This is a genomic window from Actinoplanes sp. SE50/110 (assembly GCF_900119315.1).
In the GTDB taxonomy this organism is placed as follows: Bacteria; Actinomycetota; Actinomycetes; order Mycobacteriales; family Micromonosporaceae; genus Actinoplanes.
The window spans coordinates 6570896-6591778 of record NZ_LT827010.1 but is presented as its reverse complement, the minus strand read 5'-3'; the positions used below and the strand labels follow the sequence as shown (position 1 = coordinate 6591778).

General features: G+C 73.5%; 2 protein-coding genes. Both read left to right on the top strand.

Going from position 1 to position 20883, the window contains the following annotated elements; translation table 11 throughout:
* Positions 1–7 precede the first annotated feature (7 nt).
* Positions 8–15658, top strand: coding sequence for a type I polyketide synthase (locus tag ACSP50_RS29765; protein WP_014693009.1), 15651 nt, complete (start codon positions 8–10; stop codon positions 15656–15658).
* Positions 15659–15690: 32 nt separating this feature from the next.
* Positions 15691–20841 (top strand): type I polyketide synthase, encoded by a 5151-nt coding sequence (locus ACSP50_RS29760; RefSeq protein ID WP_014693008.1) that lies wholly within the window; start codon positions 15691–15693, stop codon positions 20839–20841.
* Positions 20842–20883: the final 42 nt, after the last annotated feature.

The window sequence follows — 20883 nt, the reverse complement described above, 5'->3', positions numbered from 1 at the left end:
AACGGTAATGCCCAGTTCTGAGGAAAAGCTTGTCGAAGCCCTCCGAGCGTCGCTGAAGGAAGCGGACCGCCTGCGTGGCCAGAACCGCAAACTGACCGCCGCCAGCCAGGAACCCATCGCCATCGTCGGCATGGCCTGCCGGTATCCGGGCGGCGTGGTCTCCCCCGAAGGCCTGTGGGACCTGGTCGCCGACGGCGTTGACGGCGTCTCCGAGTTCCCGACCGGCCGGGGCTGGGGCACCGACATCTTCGACCCGGTCCCGGGCGCGGCCGGCAAGTCCTACGTCCGTGAGGGTGGTTTCCTGCACGACGCGGATCTGTTCGATCCGGGCTTCTTCGGGATCTCGCCGAACGAGGCGCTCGTGATGGATCCGCAGCAGCGGCTGCTGCTCGAAGTGTCGTGGGAGGTGTTCGAGCGGGCGGGCATCGACCCGGTGTCGCTGCGCGGCTCCGATACCGGCGTGTTCGTCGGCATGATGTACCACGACTACGCCGCCAACTCGTCCACGGGCGCGGTCGCCTCGGGCCGGTTGTCCTATGTGCTCGGGCTGGAAGGGCCGTCGATGACGGTCGACACCGCGTGCTCGTCCTCTCTCGTCTCGCTGCATCTCGCGGCGCAGGCGTTGCGGGCGGGGGAGTGTTCGCTGGCGGTCGTGGGTGGTGTCGCCGTGATGGCCACGCCTGAGGTGTTCGTGGAGTTCTCCCGTCAGCGTGGGCTCTCTCCTGATGGGCGTTGCAAGTCTTTCGCCGCGGGTGCTGACGGCACCGCGTGGGGCGAGGGCGCGGGTGTGCTGCTGGTCGAGCGTTTGTCGGATGCGAAGCGTCTCGGTCATCGGATTCTTGCGGTGGTACGGGGTTCGGCGGTGAATCAGGATGGCGCGTCGAACGGGTTGACGGCGCCGAACGGGCCGTCGCAGCGTCGGGTGATCCGTAAGGCGCTGGCGTCGGCTCGCCTGTCGTCGGCGGATGTCGACGTGGTCGAAGCCCACGGCACCGGCACCGTGCTGGGCGACCCGATCGAGGCGCAAGCCCTGCTGGAAACCTACGGTCAGGATCGTGAGCGGCCGCTGCTGCTCGGCTCGATCAAGTCGAACATCGGGCACACGCAGGCTGCCGCGGGTGTGGCGAGTGTGATCAAGATGGTGATGGCGATGCGGCACGGGGTCGCCCCGCGCACGCTGCACCTGGACGAGCCGTCCCCGCACGTGGACTGGACCGCCGGCAACATCCAACTGTTGACCGAAGCCGAGGAGTGGGTGGTCGACGGCCGTCCTCGCCGGGCGGGTATCTCGTCGTTCGGGATCAGTGGCACCAACGCGCACGTGATCATCGAGCAGGCCGAGGAGCCCCCGGCGGCCTCGGGGACCGACGACGAGAGCCCGATTGTCGTGCCGCTGTCGGCCCGCACGCCGGAAGCACTTGCCGACCTGGCCGACCGGCTGAGCCGGGCCGCCGCGGATCTGCGTCCGGTCGACGTCGGCTTCACGGTGGCCACCGGCCGCTCGGTGTTCGAGCAGCGTGCCGCTGTCGTGGCCGGCACCGGTGCCGAGCTGACCGCCGCCCTGAGTACGGTGACCGCGTCGACCGCCCGTGCCGGTGACCTGGGTGTCGTCTTCACGGGTCAGGGGTCGCAGCGTCTGGGGATGGGTCGGGAGCTGCACGCGAGGTTCCCCGTGTTCGCGGCGGCGTTCGATGAGGTGCTCGCCGGCTTCACCGCTGATGTCCGGAAGATCGTGTGGGGTGATGACGCTGAGGCGTTGAACCGGACCGGTTCTGCCCAGCCGGCTCTGTTCGCTTTCGAGGTGGCCCTGTTCCGACTGTTCGAGTCCTGGGGCATCCGCCCGACCGTGCTCGGCGGCCACTCGATCGGCGAACTGGCGGCGGCGTATGTCGCCGGGGTGTGGTCCCTCGAAGACGCGTGTCGTCTGGTGGAGGCCCGCGGCCGGCTCATGCAGGCGCTGCCTGCGGGTGGGGCGATGGTGGCTGTGCCGGTCAGCGCTGATCAGCTGGTTTTGACGCCCGGCGTCGGCATCGCCGCGCTGAACGGGCCCGCGTCCACGGTGATCTCGGGCGTCGAGTCGGAAGTCTTGGCGATCGCCGAGCAGTTCCCGAACGCGCGCCGGTTGAAGGTGTCGCATGCCTTCCACTCGCCGCTGATGGAACCGATGCTGGCGGAGTTCGCTGAGATCGCGGGTGGCGTGACGTACCACCAATCGTCTCTTCCGATTTTGACCTCTGGCGACGTCACCGATCCGGCGTTCTGGGTCGCCCACGTCCGCGACGCCGTGCGTTTCACCGACACCGTCGCTGCCCTGGTCGAGCGCGGCGTCGGCACGGTCCTGGAGATCGGCCCGGACGCGACGTTGACGACGTTGATCGGTTACAACACCGACGAGCTGGCGACGATCGCCGGCCAGCACCGCGATGCCGGGGAGACCACCGCGGTGGCGACCGCCGCCGGCCGCCTGTTCGAGACCGGCACCGCGATCGACTGGACCGCCTTCTACGCCGGCCGCGACGCCCGCCGGGTCGACCTGCCCACCTACCCGTTCCAGCGCAGGTCGTTCTGGCTGGAGGTCACCGAATACCTCGCCGAGTCCTGGCTCGCTCAGGAGTTCGGCGGCTTGCGCTCGACCGGCCTGGTCGCTTCCGGTCACCCGATGGTGGGTGCGGTCGTCACCGCCCCGGACGGCCCGCGCGTGGTGCTGAGCGGGCGGCTGTCGCTGGCCGCCCAGCCGTGGCTGGCCGACCACGCGGTCGGCGGCACCGTCCTGGTCCCCGGCACCGGTCTGCTGGAGCTGGCGCTGACCGCCGGCCGCCAGGTCGACCTGCCCGTGGTGGACGAGCTGACCCTGATGGCCCCGCTGCTGATCCCGCCGGCCGACGGCGTGGTGGTGCAGGTCGTCGTCGACGACCCGGACGCCGCCGGCCGCCGGGCCGTCGCGGTGTACTCCCGGGTCGAGGACGCCGCCGACGACCAGCCGTGGACGCTGCACGCCCAGGGCACGGTCAGCGACGAGCTCGGCGGCGACCGCTGGGACGCGCTGCAATGGCCCCCGGCCGGCGCCGAACCGGTCGACCTGACCGGCGGTTACCCGGCCCTGGCCGAGGCCGGCTACGGTTACGGCCCGGCGTTCCAGGGGCTGCGGGCCGCCTGGCGCCGGGGCGACGACATCTTCGCCGAGGTCGCCACCGACGAGGCCGACGCCGACCGGTACACGCTGCACCCGGCCCTGCTGGACGCGGCCCTGCACGCGGTGCTGCTCACCCGCGACGGCGACGGTGACGGCCGGATCGTGCTGCCGTTCGCCTGGTCGGAGGTCAGCGTCCACGCCGGCACCGGCCCGTCCTCGATCCGGGTCCGGATCTCCCCGGCCGGGACCGGCGACGACCTCACCATCCGGGTCGCCGACCAGGCCGGCCGCGCGATCCTGACGGTCGCCGCGCTGACCTCGCGTCCGGTCGATCCGGCGGCGATGCGCGCCACCGACATGGACGGCCTGCTGCACCTCGCGTGGGACCGGATCGAGGCGGGTACCGCGGCCCCCGGCGACCACGAGGTCGTGATGGCGGCCGCTTTCGACCCGGGTACCGGGACGCCGGTCCCGGAGCGGGTGCGTGCGGTGCTGGCCGGGGTGCTGGCGAAGCTGCAGGAGGGCACCTCCCTCGCGGTGGTGACCCGTAACGCGGTCGCGGTCGCGGACGGCGATCCGGTCGATGTCGTGCAGGCGCCGGTATGGGGCCTGGTGCGGTCGGCGCAGGCCGAGAACCCGGGTCGGTTCGTGCTGGTGGACACCGACGGTGGTGACGTCGCCGGGGCTCTCGCCGGTGGTGCGGCCGAGGTCGCGATCCGTGGAAACGAGCTGTTCGCGCCACGGCTGGTGCGGGCGAGTGTGGCCGACAGCCCGGTGTTCACCGGCCGGGTGCTGGTGACCGGCGGCACGGGTGGTCTGGGGGCGGTCGTCGCCCGCCACCTGATCACCGGTTACGCCGTACGGGACCTGGTGCTGGTGAGTCGTCGTGGTGTGGATGCCCCGGGTGCGGCTGAGCTGCGGGCTGATCTGGAGCTGCTCGGCGCGGCGGTCAACGTGGTGGCGTGTGACGTGTCGGATCGGGACGCGGTCGCGGCGTTGCTGGGCGAGTTCCCGGTCGACGGCATCGTGCATACGGCGGGTGTCCTCGACGATGGTGTGCTCGGTTCGATGACGCCGGAGCGCCTCGATCGGGTGCTGGCGCCCAAGGCGGATGCCGCGTGGTATCTGCATGAGCTTGCCGGTGAGCTGTCGGCGTTCGTGGTGTTCTCCTCGGCGGCGGGTGTGTTCGGCAATCCGGGTCAGGCGAACTATGCGGCGGCGAACAACTTCCTGGATGGTCTGGCGCAGCTCCGGCGGGCGCTGGGACTGCCGGCGGTGTCGATGGCCTGGGGGCTGTGGGGTTCGACCGGTGGTGGGATGGGCGGGGAGTTGTCCCCGGCCGACGTCGCGCGGATGCGCCGCGGTGGTGTCGTCCCCCTGACCGGGGACAAGGGCCTGGCCCTGTTCGACGCGGCGGCCGCCGCGCCCGTCGTCATCCCGATGGGCCTGGACCTGACCGGGGCCGACCCGCTGCTCGTGCCGCCGCTGCTGCAGGGTCTGCTGCGCCGACGACCGTCCCGCACCGCCGTCTCGGCCGGCGCGTCGGTCTGGCGCTCCCGCCTCGCCGACCTGGACGAGCCCGGCCGCCTGGCCCTGATGAGCGACCTGGTTCGCGCGCAGGCCGCATCGGTGCTCGGCTTCGCCTCGGCGGATGCCGTCGACGCCGGACGTGCCTTCTCCGATCTGGGTTTCGACTCGCTGTCCGCGGTCGAGTTCCGCAACGCCCTGGCCGCGGTGGTGGGCATCAAGCTGTCCCCGACGCTGATCTTCGACTACCCGACGCCGGCCGTGCTGGCCGAATTCCTGCTCGCCGAGCTGACCGGTGCCGGCGAGGATGTGATCACCTCGACGGTCGTGGCCGACGACGACCCGATCGTGATCGTGGGCATGGCCTGCCGCTATCCGGGCGGCGTGGTCTCCCCCGAAGGCCTGTGGAACCTGGTCGCCGACGGCGTCGACGGTGTGACGGAGTTCCCGACCGGCCGTGGTTGGGGCAGTGACGTCTTCGACCCGAACCCGGGGACGCCGGGCAAGTCGTACGTCCGTGAGGGCGGTTTCCTGCACGACGCGGACCTGTTCGATCCGGGCTTCTTCGGGATCTCGCCGAATGAGGCGCTGATCATGGATCCGCAGCAGCGGCTGCTGCTCGAAGTGTCGTGGGAGGTGTTCGAGCGGGCGGGCATCGACCCGGTGTCGCTGCGCGGCTCCGATACCGGTGTGTTCGTCGGCATGATGTATCACGACTACGCCGCCAACTCGTCCACGGGCGCGGTGGCCTCGGGCCGGTTGTCCTATGTGCTCGGTTTGGAAGGGCCGTCGATGACGGTCGACACCGCCTGCTCGTCCTCTCTCGTCTCGCTGCACCTTGCGGCGCAGGCGCTGCGGGCGGGGGAGTGTTCGCTGGCGGTTGTCGGCGGGGTTGCGGTGATGGCGACGCCTGAGGTGTTCGTCGAGTTTTCGCGGCAGGGTGGTTTGTCGCGTGACGGTCGTTGCAAGTCTTTCGCCGCGGGTGCTGACGGCACCGCGTGGGGCGAGGGTGCCGGGGTTTTGCTGGTGGAGCGTTTGTCGGACGCCAAGCGTCTCGGTCATCAGATTCTTGCGGTGGTACGGGGTTCGGCGGTGAACCAGGATGGCGCGTCGAACGGGTTGACGGCGCCGAACGGGCCGTCGCAGCGTCGGGTGATCCGTAGGGCGCTGGCGTCGGCGGGCCTTTCCACCGCGGACGTCGACGTGGTCGAAGCCCACGGCACCGGCACCGTGCTGGGCGATCCGATCGAGGCGCAGGCGCTGCTGGAAACGTATGGCCAGGATCGTGAGCGGCCTTTGCTGTTGGGGTCGATCAAGTCGAACATCGGGCACACGCAGGCTGCCGCGGGTGTGGCGGGTGTGATCAAGATGGTGATGGCGATGCGGCACGGGGTTGCCCCGCGCACGCTGCACCTGGACGAGCCGTCCCCGCACGTGGACTGGACCGCCGGCAACATCCAACTGTTGACCGAAGCCCAGGAGTGGGTGGTCGACGGCCGTCCCCGCCGGGCGGGTATCTCGTCGTTCGGGATCAGTGGCACCAACGCCCACGTGATCATCGAGCACGTTGACGAGCCCTCGGTGACGCCGGGGGCTGATGACGACGGTCCGGTGGTGGTGCCGCTGTCGGCGCGGACGCCGGAAGCGCTTGCCGATCTTGCCGATCGGCTGGGTGAGGTCGCGGCGAGTCTGCGTCCGGTGGATCTCGGGTTCTCGGTCGCGACGAGCCGTACGGTGTTCGAGCAGCGCGCCGCCGTGGTCGCCACCTCGCGTGAAGGATTGCGCGCAGGCCTCCAGGCTGTGACCGCATCCGTTCCGCGTTCCGGCAGCCTGGGTGTCGTCTTCACGGGTCAGGGGTCGCAGCGTCTGGGGATGGGTCGGGAGCTGCATGCGCGGTTCCCGGTGTTCGCGGCGGCGTTTGATGAGGTGCTCGCCGGCTTCACCGTGGACATCCGGCAGGTCGTCTGGGGCGGTGACGCCGCGACGCTGAGCCAGACCGGTTTCGCCCAGCCGGCTCTGTTTGCTTTCGAGGTGGCCCTGTTCCGTCTGTTCGAGTCCTGGGGCATCCGCCCGACCGTGCTCGGCGGCCACTCGATCGGCGAACTGGCGGCGGCGTATGTCGCCGGGGTGTGGTCCCTCGAAGACGCGTGTCGTCTGGTGGAGGCCCGCGGCCGGCTCATGCAGGCGCTGCCTGCGGGTGGGGCGATGGTGGCTCTGCCGGTCAGCGCGGACCAGCTGGTTTTGACGCCCGGCGTCGGCATCGCCGCTTTGAACGGCCCCACGTCCACGGTGATCTCGGGCGTCGAGTCGGAAGTCTTGGCGATCGCCGAGCAGTTCCCGAACGCGCGCCGGTTGAAGGTGTCGCATGCGTTCCACTCGCCGCTGATGGAACCCATGCTGGCGGAGTTCGCTGAGATCGCGGGCGGCGTGACGTACCACCAATCGTCTCTTCCGATCTTGACCTCCGGCGACGTCACCGATCCGGCGTTCTGGGTCGCCCACGTCCGCGACGCCGTGCGTTTCACCGACACCGTCACCCGGATGATCGACCACGGCGTCGGCACGGTCCTGGAGATCGGCCCCGACGCCACACTGACGACGCTGATCGGCTACAACACCGACGAGCTCGCCACCATCCCCGCCCAGCAGCGGGACACCGGCGAACTGCTCGCCACCGCCACCGCCGCCGGCCGCCTGTTCGAGACCGGCACCGCGATCGACTGGACCGCCTTCTACGCCGGCCGCGACACCCACCGGGCCGACCTGCCCACCTACCCCTTCCAGCGCAGGTCGTTCTGGCTGGAGGTGACCGACTATCTCGCCGAGTCCTGGCTGGCTGAGGAGATCGGCGGACTGCGTTCCACCGGCATGACCGCTTCCGGTCACCCGATGATCGGCGCGGTGCTGTCCGCGGCCGACAGCACCCGGGTCGTGCTCACCGGCCGGTTGTCCCTGAACTCGCTGCCCTGGCTGGCCGATCACGCGGTCGGCGGCACCGTCCTGGTCCCCGGCACCGGTCTGCTGGAGCTGGCACTGACCGCCGGCCGGCACGTCGACTGCCCGGTGGTGGACGAGCTGACCCTGATGGCCCCGCTGCTGATCCCGCCGGCCGACGGCGTGGTGGTGCAGGTCGTCGTCGACGACCCGGACGCCGCCGGCCGGCGCGCCGTGTCGATCTATTCGCAGGACGGCGACCGGCCCTGGGTGCGGCATGCCCAGGGCACGCTGAGCGCCGACGCCGGAGCAGAGCGCTGGGATGTGCTGCAGTGGCCCCCGGCCGGTGCCGAACCGGTCGACCTGACCGGCGGTTACCCGGCCCTGGCCGATCTCGGCTACGGCTACGGCCCGGTCTTCCAGGGGCTGCGCGCCGCCTGGCGGCAGGGCGACGAGATCTTCGCCGAGGTGGCCTTCGACGAGGTGGACGCCGACCGGTACACGCTGCACCCGGCCCTGCTGGACGCCTCGCTGCACGCGGTGCTGCTGACCCACGACGGCAGCGCCGGCGACGGCCGGATCGTGCTGCCGTTCGCCTGGTCGACGGTGAGCGCCTTCGGCGACCCGGGCACCGGGCCGAAGGCGATCCGGGTGCGGATCTCGCCGGTCGGGGACAGCGGTGACATCACCGTCCGGGTCGCCGACCAGACCGGCCGGGCGGTCCTGACCGTCTCGGCGCTCACCTCCCGCCCGGTGGACCCGGCCGCGATGCGCGCCGCGGACAGCGCCCACCTCCTCGAGGTCGCCTGGCAGCCGGTCGAGGCCGGCACGGCGGCCGCCGAGGACGTCGTCGTGCTGGAGGCGGCCGCCTTCGACCCGGGCCCGGGCATCCCGGTGCCGGTGCGGGTCCGCGCCGTCCTCGACGCGGTCCTCGCCCGGCTGCAGGAGGGCGCCGCGCTCGCGGTGGTCACCCGGCACGCGGTCGCGGTGGCCGACGGCGATGTGGTGGACGTCGTGCAGAGCCCGGTGTGGGGCCTGGTCCGGGCCGCCCAGGCGGAGAACCCGGGGCGGATCGTTCTGATCGACAGTGACGGTGGGGATGTCTCCGGCGCGCTCGGCGCGGGGGAGCCGGAGGTCGCGGTCCGCGGTGGTGTGCTGTCGGTGCCTCGGCTGGTGCGTTCGTCCGGGGGCGGCGGCGGTGTCTCGTTCACCGGCCGGGTTCTGGTGACCGGTGGGACGGGTGGTCTGGGTGCGGTCATCGCCCGCCATCTCGTCGAGAATCTCGATGTTCGCGAGTTGTTGCTCGTCAGTCGTCGTGGTCGGGATGCTCCGGGTGCCGGTGATCTCAAAGCGGATCTGGAGGGGCTCGGCGCGACGGTGAATGTGGTCGCGTGTGACGTGTCGGACCGTGACGAGGTGGCGGCGTTGTTGGCGGCGTTCCCGGTCGACGGTGTGGTGCATGCGGCTGGTGTGGCGGACAACGGGGTGATCGGCTCGATGACCCCGGAGCGTTTCGACCGGGTTCTGGCGCCGAAGGCCGACGCGGCGTGGCACCTGCACGAGCTGGCCGGGGATCTGACGGCGTTCGTGATGTTCTCCTCGGCCGGTGGCATGGTCCTCGCGGCCGGGCAGGCCCCGTACGCGGCGGCCAACAACTTCCTCGACGGTCTCGCCCACCTGCGCCACGCCCGGGGCCTGCCGGCGGTGTCGATGGCGTTCGGCCTGTGGGCGGTCGACGCCGGCCTGAGCGCGTTCCTGCAGGAGGCCGACTTCGAGCGGCTGCGCCGCCAGGGCCTGCCCCCGCTCACCGAGCAGGAGGGCCTGGCCGCCTTCGACGCCGCGCTCACCGCCGGGGCCGCCCTGGTCGTGCCGCTGAAGGTCGACCCGGCCGTCCCGGCACGCGGCGACGACACCCCGGCGCTGCTGCGCTCGCTGATGAAACCGGCGTCGTCCCGGGCCCGCCGGGCCGGTGGCAGCCAGGTGCTGCTGCGCCAGCTCGCCGGGCTCGGCGCCGCCGACCGGGCCGCCGCCCTGCTCGACCTCGTCCGCAACCAGGTCGCCGCGGTGCTCGGGCACAGCTCGCCGGCCGTGGTCGAGCCGGACCGCGCCTTCCAGGAGCTCGGCTTCGACTCGCTCTCCGCGGTCGAGCTGCGCAACGTGCTCAACGAGGTCACCGGTCTGCGACTGCCGGCCACCCTCGTCTTCGACTACCCGTCGGCCACCGCGGTCGCCGGCTACCTCGACACCCAGCTGACCGGCGCCGGAGCCGACGCCGCGCCGCCGGTGACCACCACCCGCCGGGCCGACGACGAGCCGATCGCGATCGTGGCGATGGCCTGCCGCTACCCCGGCGACGTGACCACCCCCGAGGAACTGTGGCGGCTGGTCCACGACGGGATCGACACGGTCTCCGACTTCCCGGACAACCGGGGCTGGGACACCGCCCGGATCTACGACCCGGAGCCCGGCAAGTTCGGCAGGACGTACTCCAAGGAGGGCGCGTTCCTGCACGACGCGGCCATGTTCGACCCGGCGTTCTTCGGGATCAGCCCGAACGAGGCGATCGCCATGGACCCGCAGCAGCGGCTGCTCCTGGAGCTTGCCTGGGAGGCCGCGGAACGCGCCGGGATCGACCCGGTCACCCTGCGCGGCAGCTCCACCGGGGTGTTCGCCGGGCTGATGTACCACGACTACGGGCAGGGCTCGGACCGCGCCTCGTCCAGCGGCGGCAGCCTGGTCTCCGGCCGGATCGCCTACACCCTGGGGCTGGAGGGCCCGGCCGTCACGGTCGACACCGCGTGCTCGTCGTCGCTGGTGGCGCTGCACTGGGCGGTACAGGCGCTGCGCTCCGGCGAGTGCTCGCTCGCCCTGGCCGGCGGTGTCACGGTGATGTCCACGCCGGCCATGTTCGTCGACTTCAGCCGGCAGCGCGGGCTGTCGCCGGCCGGGCGGTGCAAGTCGTTCGCGGCCGGCGCGGACGGCACCGGCTGGGGCGAGGGCGCCGGCCTGCTGCTGGTCGAGCGGCTCTCCGACGCGCGGCGGCTGGGCCACCCGGTGCTCGCCGTGGTCAAGGCCACCGCGCTCAACCAGGACGGCGCCAGCAACGGCTTCAGCGCCCCCAACGGGCCGTCCCAGCAGCGGCTGATCCGGCAGGCGCTGTCGGTGGCCGGCCTCGGCACGGCCGACGTCGACGTGGTCGAGGGACACGGCACCGGCACCGTGCTGGGCGACCCGATCGAGGCGCAGGCGCTGCTGGAGACCTACGGCCGGGACCGGCCGGACGACCGGCCGCTGCTGCTCGGCTCGATCAAGTCGAACATCGGGCACACCCAGGCCGCGGCCGGCGTGGCCGGGGTGATCAAGATGGTGATGGCGATGCGGCACGGGGTGGTGCCCCGCACGCTGCACGTCGACCAGCCGTCCCCGCACGTCGACTGGACCACCGGCAACATCCGGCTGGCCACCGAAACCCGGGACTGGCCCGCGGTGGACCGGCCGCGGCGCGCCGCGGTGTCCTCGTTCGGGATCAGCGGCACCAACGCGCACGTCATCGTCGAGCACGCCGAGGACCCCGCGCCGCGCCGGGAGCCGGTGACCGTGCAGGGCTCCGCCCTGGTCTGGCCGCTGTCGGCGCGCACCCCGGAGGCGCTGACCGCGCTGGCCGGGCGGCTGGTGCGGCTGCTGGAGGCGGACCCGGGCCTGCGCGCCGTGGACGTCGGCTACTCGCTGGGCGGGCGCCCGGTGTTCGAGCACCGCGCGGCGATCACCGGCGGCTACCGCTCCGAGCTGCTGTCCCGGGCGCGGAAGGTGACACCGGTCGCGGCCCGTCCCGGGGCGGTCGGGGTGGTCTTCACCGGTCAGGGGTCGCAGCGGCCGGGCATGGGCCGCGAGCTGTACGCGGCGTTCCCGGTGTTCGCGGCGGCGTTCGACGAGGTGCTCGCCGGATTCACCGTGGACATCCGGCAGGTCGTCTGGGGCGGTGACGCCGCGACGCTGAGCCAGACCGGGTTCGCCCAGCCGGCTCTGTTCGCTTTCGAGGTGGCCCTGTTCCGTCTGTTCGAGTCGTGGGGCATCCGCCCGACCGTGCTCGGCGGCCACTCGGTCGGCGAACTGGCGGCGGCGTATGTCGCCGGGGTGTGGTCCCTCGACGACGCGTGTCGTCTGGTGGAGGCCCGCGGCCGGCTCATGCAGGCGCTGCCTGCGGGTGGGGCGATGGTGGCTGTGCCGGTCAGCGCTGATCAGCTGGTTTTGACGCCCGGCGTGGGCATTGCTGCTTTGAACGGCCCCACGTCCACGGTGATCTCGGGTGTCGAGGCCGAGGTGCTGGCGATCGCCGAGCAGTTCCCGAACGCACGCCGGCTCAAGGTGTCGCATGCCTTCCACTCGCCGCTGATGGAACCGATGCTGGCGGAGTTCGCTGAGATCGCGGGCGGCGTGACGTACAACAATCCGCGTTTTCCGATCTTGACCTCTGGCGACGTCACCGATCCGGCGTTCTGGGTCGCCCACGTCCGCGACGCCGTGCGTTTCACCGACACCGTCGCCGGCCTGGTCGAGCGCGGCGTCGGCACGGTCCTGGAGATCGGCCCCGACTCCACCCTGTCCACGCTGATCGGCCTGAACACCGCCGCCCTGACGACCGTTCCCGGCCAGCAGCGCGACGCCGACGAGGCGGACGCCGCGGTCGCCGCCGTCGCCCGGCTGTTCGAGACCGGCACCCGGGTCGACTGGACCGCGTTCTACGCCGGCCGCGGCGCCCTCCGCACCGAACTGCCCACCTACCCGTTCCAGCGCGACGAGTACTGGCCCGGCGAGCAACTCCTGCTCACCCCGGACGCGACCAGCATCGGCGTGGACACCATGGAGCACCCGCTGCTCGGCGCGGCGGTGCCGCTGGCCGACTCGGACAGCTTCCTGCTGACCGGCCGGATCGCCCGGCAGTCCCAGCGCTGGCTCACCGACCACCAGGTCTTCGACAGCGTGCTGCTGCCCGGCACCGGGTTCGTCGAGATCGCCGTGCAGGCCGGCGAGCAGGCCGGCTGCGACCTGGTCGAGGAGCTGACCCTGATCGCGCCGCTGGTCATGCCGGACTCCGGCGCGGTGCTGCAGGCCCGGGTCAGCGCGCCGGACGAGACCGGCCGGCGGACCGTCACCGTCCACTCGCGGGCGCAGGACGCGGCCCCGGACAGCCGGTGGACGCTGCACGCCGAAGGGGTGCTCGGCCACGGCGACGGCGCGCTCCCGGACGATGTCGCGGTGTGGCCGCCGGCCGGAGCCACCCCGATCGACCTGGACGGCGGCTACGACCTGCTGGCCGACCGGGGCTACGGCTACGGGCCGGCCTTCCAGGGGCTGCGGGCCGCCTGGCAGCTCGGCGACGACCTGTACGCCGAGGTGGAACTGCCCGAACCGGTCCGGGCCGAGGCGGCCTTCTACGGACTGCATCCGGCGCTGCTCGACGCGACCATGCACGTCCTGAACTTCGCGGGCGGCGAGGGCGCTCCCGAGGGGCAGGCGATGATCCCGTTCTCCTGGTCCGGGGTCACCCTGCACGCCACCGGGAGCACCGCGGTCCGGGTCGCGCTGATCCGGCAGGACCCGGCCTCGCTCACCATGCGGATCAGCGATCCGGCCGGGGCGCCGGTCGCCACGGTGGCCGGGCTGAATCTGCGTCCGGTCGCGGTCGAGCAACTGCGGCCGGGGGGACGCGCGGACGCGCTGTACCGGCTGGACTGGGTGGGTCGGAAGGCGGCCGGTGGCACGCTGCCCGCGTACGCCGACATCCGCCTGGAACCGACCGTCGGTGACGTGCCCGCGGCCGTACGCCGCAACACCGCCCTGGTCCTCGACCGGGTGCAGGCGTTCCTGGCGGACGAATCGCGGGCCGGGACGGTGCTGGCCGTGGTGACCCGGCACGCGTTCGCGGTGGCCGACGGTGACCCGGTGGACATCGCGCACACGCCGGTGTGGGGTCTCGTGCGGTCGGCGCAGGCCGAGAACCCGGGGCGGATCGTGCTGGTCGACAGCGACGGTGGGGATGTCTCCGCAGCGCTTGCGAGCGGCGAGCCGGAGATCGCGGTGCGTGGCGGTGAGCTGTCGGTGCCCCGGCTGGTGCGTTCGTCCGGGGGCGGCGGCGGTGTCTCGTTCACCGGCCGGGTTCTGGTGACCGGCGGGACGGGTGGTCTGGGCGCGGTCATCGCCCGCCATCTAGTGGAAAAACATGAAATCTCGGACCTGGTGCTCGTCAGTCGTCGCGGTCTGGACGCCCCGGAAGCTCTCCCGTTGCGTGCTGACCTGCAGCGGCTCGGTGCGACCGTGAATGTGGTCGCGTGTGACGTGTCCGAGCGTGACGAGGTGGCGGCGTTGTTGGCGGCGTTCCCGGTCGACGGTGTGGTGCATGCGGCCGGGGTGGCGGACAACGGGGTGATCGGCTCGATGACCCCGGAGCGTTTCGACCGGGTTCTGGCGCCGAAGGCCGACGCGGCGTGGCACCTGCACGAGCTGGCCGGGGATCTGACGGCGTTCGTGATGTTCTCCTCGGCCGGTGGCATGGTCCTCGCGGCCGGGCAGGCCCCGTACGCGGCGGCCAACAACTTCCTCGACGGTCTCGCCCACCTGCGCCACGCCCGGGGCCTGCCGGCGGTGTCGATGGCCTTCGGCCTCTGGGCGGTCGACACCGGCCTCAGCGCCTACCTCCAGGACTCCGACCTGGAACGGCTGCGCCGCCAGGGCCTGCCCCCGCTCACCGAGCAGGAAGCCCTGGCCGCCTTCGACGCCGGCCTCACCGAGGGCCACCCCCTGGTCGCCCCGCTGCGCGTCGACCAGGCGGCGCTGCGGTCCCGGGTCGGCGACCTGCCGCCCCTGCTGCGCGGCCTGGTCCCGGTCACCCGCCGCCGGGCCGCCACCGGCGCCGCCGACGCCGCCAAGCTCCGCGCCCGGTTCGCCGGCCTGGACGCCACGGCGCAGGAGGCGGAGCTGCGCGACCTGGTGCTCGGCTTCGCCGCCACCCTGCTCGGCCACGCCGACCCGGCCGCGCTCGACCCGGAACGCGACTTCCTGGAGGCCGGCTTCGACTCGCTGACCGCCATGGACCTGCGCAACCACCTGAACGCGGCGACCGGGCTCGACCTGCCGCCGATGGTCATCTTCGACAACAAGAGCCCGGCCCGGCTGGCCGCCTGGCTGCGCGCCGAACTCGCCGTGGACACGACCGCGGCGGAGACCGGCGGGGACACGCTCAGCGCGCTGTTCCGGTCCGGTCTGGAGGCCGGGGCGGTGGGGGAGGCGTACGACCTGCTCCGCTCGGTGGTCCGGCTCCGGCCGCGGTTCCGCACCGTGGACGAGGTCGGCGACCTGGCGCCCGCGGTCACCCTGCGGGAGAGCGACTCGGAGCTGCCCCGGCTGATCTGCCTGAGCACCCCGATGGCCACCGGCGGCATGCACCAGCACTCCCGGGTGGTCGCACACCTGGGTTCGCCGCGGCACGTGGTCGCCATCCCGACCCCCGGTTTCGTGGCCGGCGAACGCCTGCCCGCCTCGGTGGACGTGGCCGTGCAGGCGCTCGCCGAGCAGGTGCTGCGGGCCGCCGACGGGCACCCGTTCCTGCTGCTCGGCTACTCCTCGGGCGGCTCCCTCGCCTACGCGGTGGCCGGCTACCTGGAGGAGCGCGGCATCGAGCCGGCCGGCGTGGTCATGCTCGACTCGTTCCGGGTCGAGGACGAGGCGGCCGGCGCCACCATGCCGATCCGCGAACTGACCCTGCGGCTGTACGACCAGGAGTCGCTGTTCGGCCGCTTCGACAGCGCCCGGCTGTCCGCGATGGCCTGCTGGTTCGACCTGGTGCCGCAGCTGCCGGTGCGGCCGGTACGGGCGCAGACCCTGTTCGTCCGGTGCACCCAGAGCTTCCTGGAGCTCGAGGAGGGCCAGCGGGACTGGGAGGCCGAGCCGCTCGGGCCCGGCCAGACCCTGGTGCCACTCGCCGCGAACCACTTCTCGATCATCGCCGAGCGGTCCGACGCGACCGCCGAGGTGATCGACCGGTGGCTCACCGCGCACGCCCTCTGACAGCACCCCTTCCTTCACAGAAAGGCCGGCCGGTGGCCACTTCCGTCGACCAGATCGTTGACGCGCTGCGCAAGCAGATGCGCGAGAACGAGACCCTCCGCCAGCAGAACGGCAGCCTGAACGCGGCGCTGGCCGCGGCCGCCGAGCCGATCGCCATCGTCTCCATGGCGTGCCGCTACCCGGGCGCCGTGACCTCCCCCGACGAGCTGTGGAAGCTGGTCGCCGACGGCACCGACGCGGTGTCGGCGTTCCCGTCCGACCGCGGCTGGCCCACCGACGTCTACGACCCGCAGGAGGGCCGGCCCGGCCGCAGCGTCGCCCGCGAGGGCGGCTTCCTGCCCCGCGCCACCGACTTCGACGCCGACTTCTTCGGAATCAGCCCGCGCGAGGCGCTGACCATGGATCCGCAGCAGCGGATCCTGCTCGAATGCGCCTGGGAGGCGATCGAGAACGCCGGCGTCGACCCGCGCTCGCTGCGCGGCACCCCGACCGGCGTCTGGGCCGGCGTGATGTATCACGACTACGGGTTCGGGACCAGCGACGGCAGCATCGTCAGTGGCCGGGTCGCGTACTGCCTGGGGCTGGAGGGCCCGGCCGTCACCGTCGACACGGCCTGTTCCTCCTCGCTGGTGGCGCTGCACTCCGCGGTCCAGGCGCTGCGCGCCGGCGACTGCACGCTGGCCCTGGCCGGTGGTGTCACGGTGATGGCCAACCCGGACATGTTCGTCTACTTCAGCACCCAGCGCGGCCTCGCCCGAGACGGCCGGTGCAAGTCGTTCTCGGCGCGGGCGGACGGCACCGGCTGCTCCGAGGGCGCCGGCCTGCTGCTGCTCGAACGACTCTCCGACGCCCGCCGCAACGGACACCCGGTGCTGGCCGTGGTGCGCGGCAGCGCGGTCAACTCCGACGGCGCGTCCAGCGGCCTGACCACCCCGAACGGCCGGTCCCAGCAGCGGGTGATCCGGCGGGCGGTGGCCGACGCCGGCCTCACCCTGGCCGACATCGACGCGGTCGAGGCACACGGCACCGGCACCCGACTCGGCGACCCGATCGAGGCGCAGGCGCTGCTCGCCACCTACGGCCGGGAGCGGGCGCCGGGCGGCGCGCCGCTGCTGCTCGGCTCGCTCAAGTCGAACCTCGGGCACACCCAGGCCGCGGCCGGGGTCGGCGGGATCATCAAGATGGTCCAGGCCCTGCGCCACGAGGAACTGCCGATCTCGCGGTACGCCGACGACCCCACCCCGCACGTCGACTGGACCGCCGGCGCGGTCGAGCTGCTCACCGCCAACCGGCCCTGGCCGCGCGGCGAGCGGGTCCGCCGCGCCGGCGTGTCGTCGTTCGGGCTGAGCGGCACCAACGCCCACGTCATCCTGGAGGAGGCGCCCGACGCGCCGGCCCCCGCCCCGGCACCGGCGTCGGGACACTGGCCGCTCGCCCTGTCCGGGACCACCCCGGAGGCGTTGCGCGCCCAGGCCGCCGCGCTCGCCGAGCGGCTGCGGGCCGCCGCCGACCTGCGCCCGGCCGACGTCGCCTACTCGCTGGCCACCGGCCGGACCGCGTTCGCCTGCCGGGCCGTGGTGCTGGCCACCGACCGGGCACAGGCGGTCACCGCGCTGGACGCGGTGGCCGCCGGCGAGCCGCACCCGGACGTGCTGACCGGCACCGTCCCGGCCGGCGCCCCGCCGCGCGCCGGGTTCCTGTTCACCGGCCAGGGCTCGCAACGGCACGGGATGGGCCGCGAACTCTACGACGCCTTCCCCGGCTTCGCCACCGCGTACGACGCCGTGCTCGCCGAACTCGACCCGCACCTGGGCCGGCCGCTACGGGACATCGGGCCGGACCTGCTCGACACCACCGAATACGCCCAGCCCGCGCTGTTCGCCTTCGAGGTGGCGCTGGCCCGGCTGGTCGAGTCGTGCGGGGTCCGTCCCGCCGTGCTCGGCGGCCACTCGATCGGTGAGATCAGCGCCGCCCACCTGGCCGGGGTGCTGCCGCTCGCCGACGCCTGCCGGCTGGTCGCCGCCCGCGGCCGGCTGATCCAGCAGCTGCCGTCCGGCGGCGCGATGGTCGCCGTGGCCGCCTCCGAGGACGAGGTGACGCCGCTGCTCACCGCGGACACCGGGATCGCCGCGGTGAACGGGCCGGCCGCGGTGGTGGTCTCCGGCGACGCCGGCACGGTGCTCGGCATCGCCGCGCGGTTCCCCCGCACCACCCGGCTGCGCACCTCGCACGCCTTCCACTCACCGCTGATGGACCCGGCGCTGCCCGCGTTCCAGCAGATCGCCACGACCATGTCGTACGCCGTTCCGGACACCCGCATCGTCTCGATGACCACCGGCCGGCGGGCCGAGGCCGGCGTGATCGACACGCCCGGGCACTGGGTGCGGCACGTCCGGGAACCGGTCCGCTTCCTCGACGGGGTCCGGGCGATGGCCGCCGAGGGCGCCGCGCTGCTGCTGGAGCTGGGCCCGGACGCGGTGCTGTCGCCGCTCGCCGAGACCGCGCTGCCGGACCTGGTCGCCTGCCCGGCCAGCCGGCGTGACCAGCCGGAAGTGCGCACCCTGCTGGCCGCGCTGGCCACCGCGTACGTCACCGGGATCACGGTGGACTGGGCGGCCCTGCACGCCGGCTCGGATGTGGTCCGGGTGCCGCTGCCGACCTACGCGTTCCAGCGCCGCCGGTTCTGGTCCGAGGCCCAGGTGTGGCCCGCCCCGGAACCGGCCGCGCTCGGCCTCGCCGCGGCCGCGCACCCGTTGCTGTCCGCCCTGCTGCGGCTGCCCGACGGCGGCGCGGTGCTGACCGGCCGGCTGACCGCCGCGGCCCACCCGTGGATCGCCGACCACGCGGTGCACGCCACCGTGCTGCTGCCCGGCACCGCCCTGGTCGAACTGGCCGTGTCCGCCGGCACCCGGCTCGGCTCGCCGGCCCTGGATGAGCTGGTCCTGGCCGCGCCGCTGACCCTGTCCGGCGCCGAGGCCCGCGACCTCACGGTCACCGTCGGCCCGCCCGGCCCGGACGAGCGGCGCCCGATCCGGATCCACTCCCGCCCGGCCGGTGCCGAGCACGCGCCGTGGCAGTTGCACGCCGACGGCTCGCTCGGCGCCGCCCACCCGCGAATCCCGGCCGCGGACCTGGCGACCTGGCCGCCGGTCGGCGCCGAGCCGATCGACGTGGCCGACGCCTACCCGCGGATGGCGCGCCGCGGCTACGACTACGGCCCCGCCTTCCAGGGCCTGCGGGCGGCCTGGCGGCGCGGGGCGGACACCTTCGCCGAGGTGCGGCTGCCGGCCACCGACGACGGGTACGGCCTGCATCCCGCGCTGCTGGACGCGGCCATGCACGCCGACATCCTGGCCGACGACGGGCCGGCGCTGCTGCCGTTCAGCTGGAACCGGGTGGCCGTGCACGCGACCGGCGCCGGCACGCTGCGGGTGCGGATCCGGCACGACGACGGCGACGCGGCCACCATCGCGCTGGAGGCCGCCGACGAGACCGGGCAACCGGTGCTCACCGTCGGCTCGCTCGTCTCCCGGCCGGTCACCGCCCTCCCCGCGGGCGACGGCCACCACGAGTCGCTGTACGACATCGCATGGCGGGCCGTCACGCCGCCGGCCGGCGTCACCGAGTCGGCCGAGGTGCACGTCTGCGTCACCCCGGCCGGCCTGGACGTGCCGGCCGCGGTCCGGGCGGTCGCCGGGGAAACCCTGCACGCCGTCCAGCGGTGGCTCGGCGACGCCGGCCGCCGCCGGCTGGTCGTGGTCACCCGCGGCGCGGTCGCGGTGCCCGGCGACGACGGCGTCGACGTCTGCCAGGCCCCGGTCTGGGGGCTGATCCGGGCCGCCCAGGCCGAACACCCGGGCCGGATCGTGCTGGTCGACGCGGACCCGGCGACCAGCGTTCCGGACGCGGTGGGCACCGCGCTCGCGGCCGGCGAACCGGAGCTGGCCCTGCGCGGCCCGGCCGGATACGTGCCGCGGCTGGCTCCGGCCCCGGCCGGCACCGGCCCGGGCTGGCCGACGACCGGCACCGTGCTGGTCACCGGTGGCACCGGTGGCCTCGGCGCGCTGGTCGCCCGGCACCTGGTGGCCCGGCACGGCGTCGGCCGGCTGCTGCTGGTCAGCCGCCGCGGCCCGGCCGCACCCGGCGCCGACCGGCTGCACGCGGAGCTGACCGCGCTCGGCGCCGAGGTCACCGTCGCGGCCTGCGACGTGGCCGACCGTGCGGCGCTGCAGCGGTTGCTCGCCGAGGTGCCCGACCTGACCGGGGTGGTGCACTGCGCCGGTACCGCGGAGAACGCCCTGCTCGAGGCGGTCACCGAGACGCAGCTGCGGGACGGGCTGCGGGCCAAGGCGGACGCCGCCTGGCACCTGCACGAGCTCACCGCGGACCGGCCGCTCACCGCGTTCGTGCTGTTCTCCTCGGCCGGCGGTCTGGTGCTCGCCTCCGGCCAGGCCGCCTATGCCGCGGCCAACGTCTTCCTGGACGCGCTGGCCGTGCACCGGCGGGCCGCCGGCCTGCCCGGCACCTCGGTCGCCTACGGCCTGTGGGACGTCGACACCGGGCTCAGCGCCGGCCTGGCGGAGACCCACCGGGCCCGGATGCGGCACCTCGGGCTGCCGCCGCTGGCCGCCGAGGACGGGCTGGCCCTGCTGGACGCCGCGCTCACCGCGGACCGGCCGCTGTCGGTGCCGATCCGGGTCGACGCGACCGCGCTGCGCAACCGCACCGACGAGGTGCCGGCGCTGCTCTGGACGCTGGCCGGGCGGACCCGGCGGCGGGTGGTCGCGGCCGAGCCGGCGGCCGGCCCGGCGGCGCTGGTGGCCCGGCTCGCGGCGCTGCCCGCGGCGGCCCAGGAACGCGCCGTGCTGGAGCTGGTCCGCAAGGACGCGGCCGCGGTGCTGGGACACGACCGGCCCAGCGGAATCGCCGCCGAACGAGGCTTCCTCGACCTCGGCTTCGACTCGCTGACCGCGCTGGAACTGCGGAACCGGCTCAACGACGCGACCGGGCACCGGCTGCCGCCGACGCTGATCTTCGACTTCCCCAGCCCGGGGGCGCTCGCCGCGCACCTGCACCGGAAGCTGGTCGCCCCGGCCGCCGCGCCCATCCCGGCCCGGGCGGACCTGTCCACCGCCAACGCCGAAGACCTGTTCGCCATGCTCGACGCGGAGCTCGGCGGCTGAGCTCCGGCACGAAAAAAGCGCCGGGGAGCCCCGGCGCTTTTT

Coding starts and splice junctions, on each gene's coding strand:
- ACSP50_RS29765 (WP_014693009.1), top strand. CDS start 8: ATGCCCAGTTCTGAGGAAAAGCTTGTCGAAGCCCTCCGAGCGTCGCTG.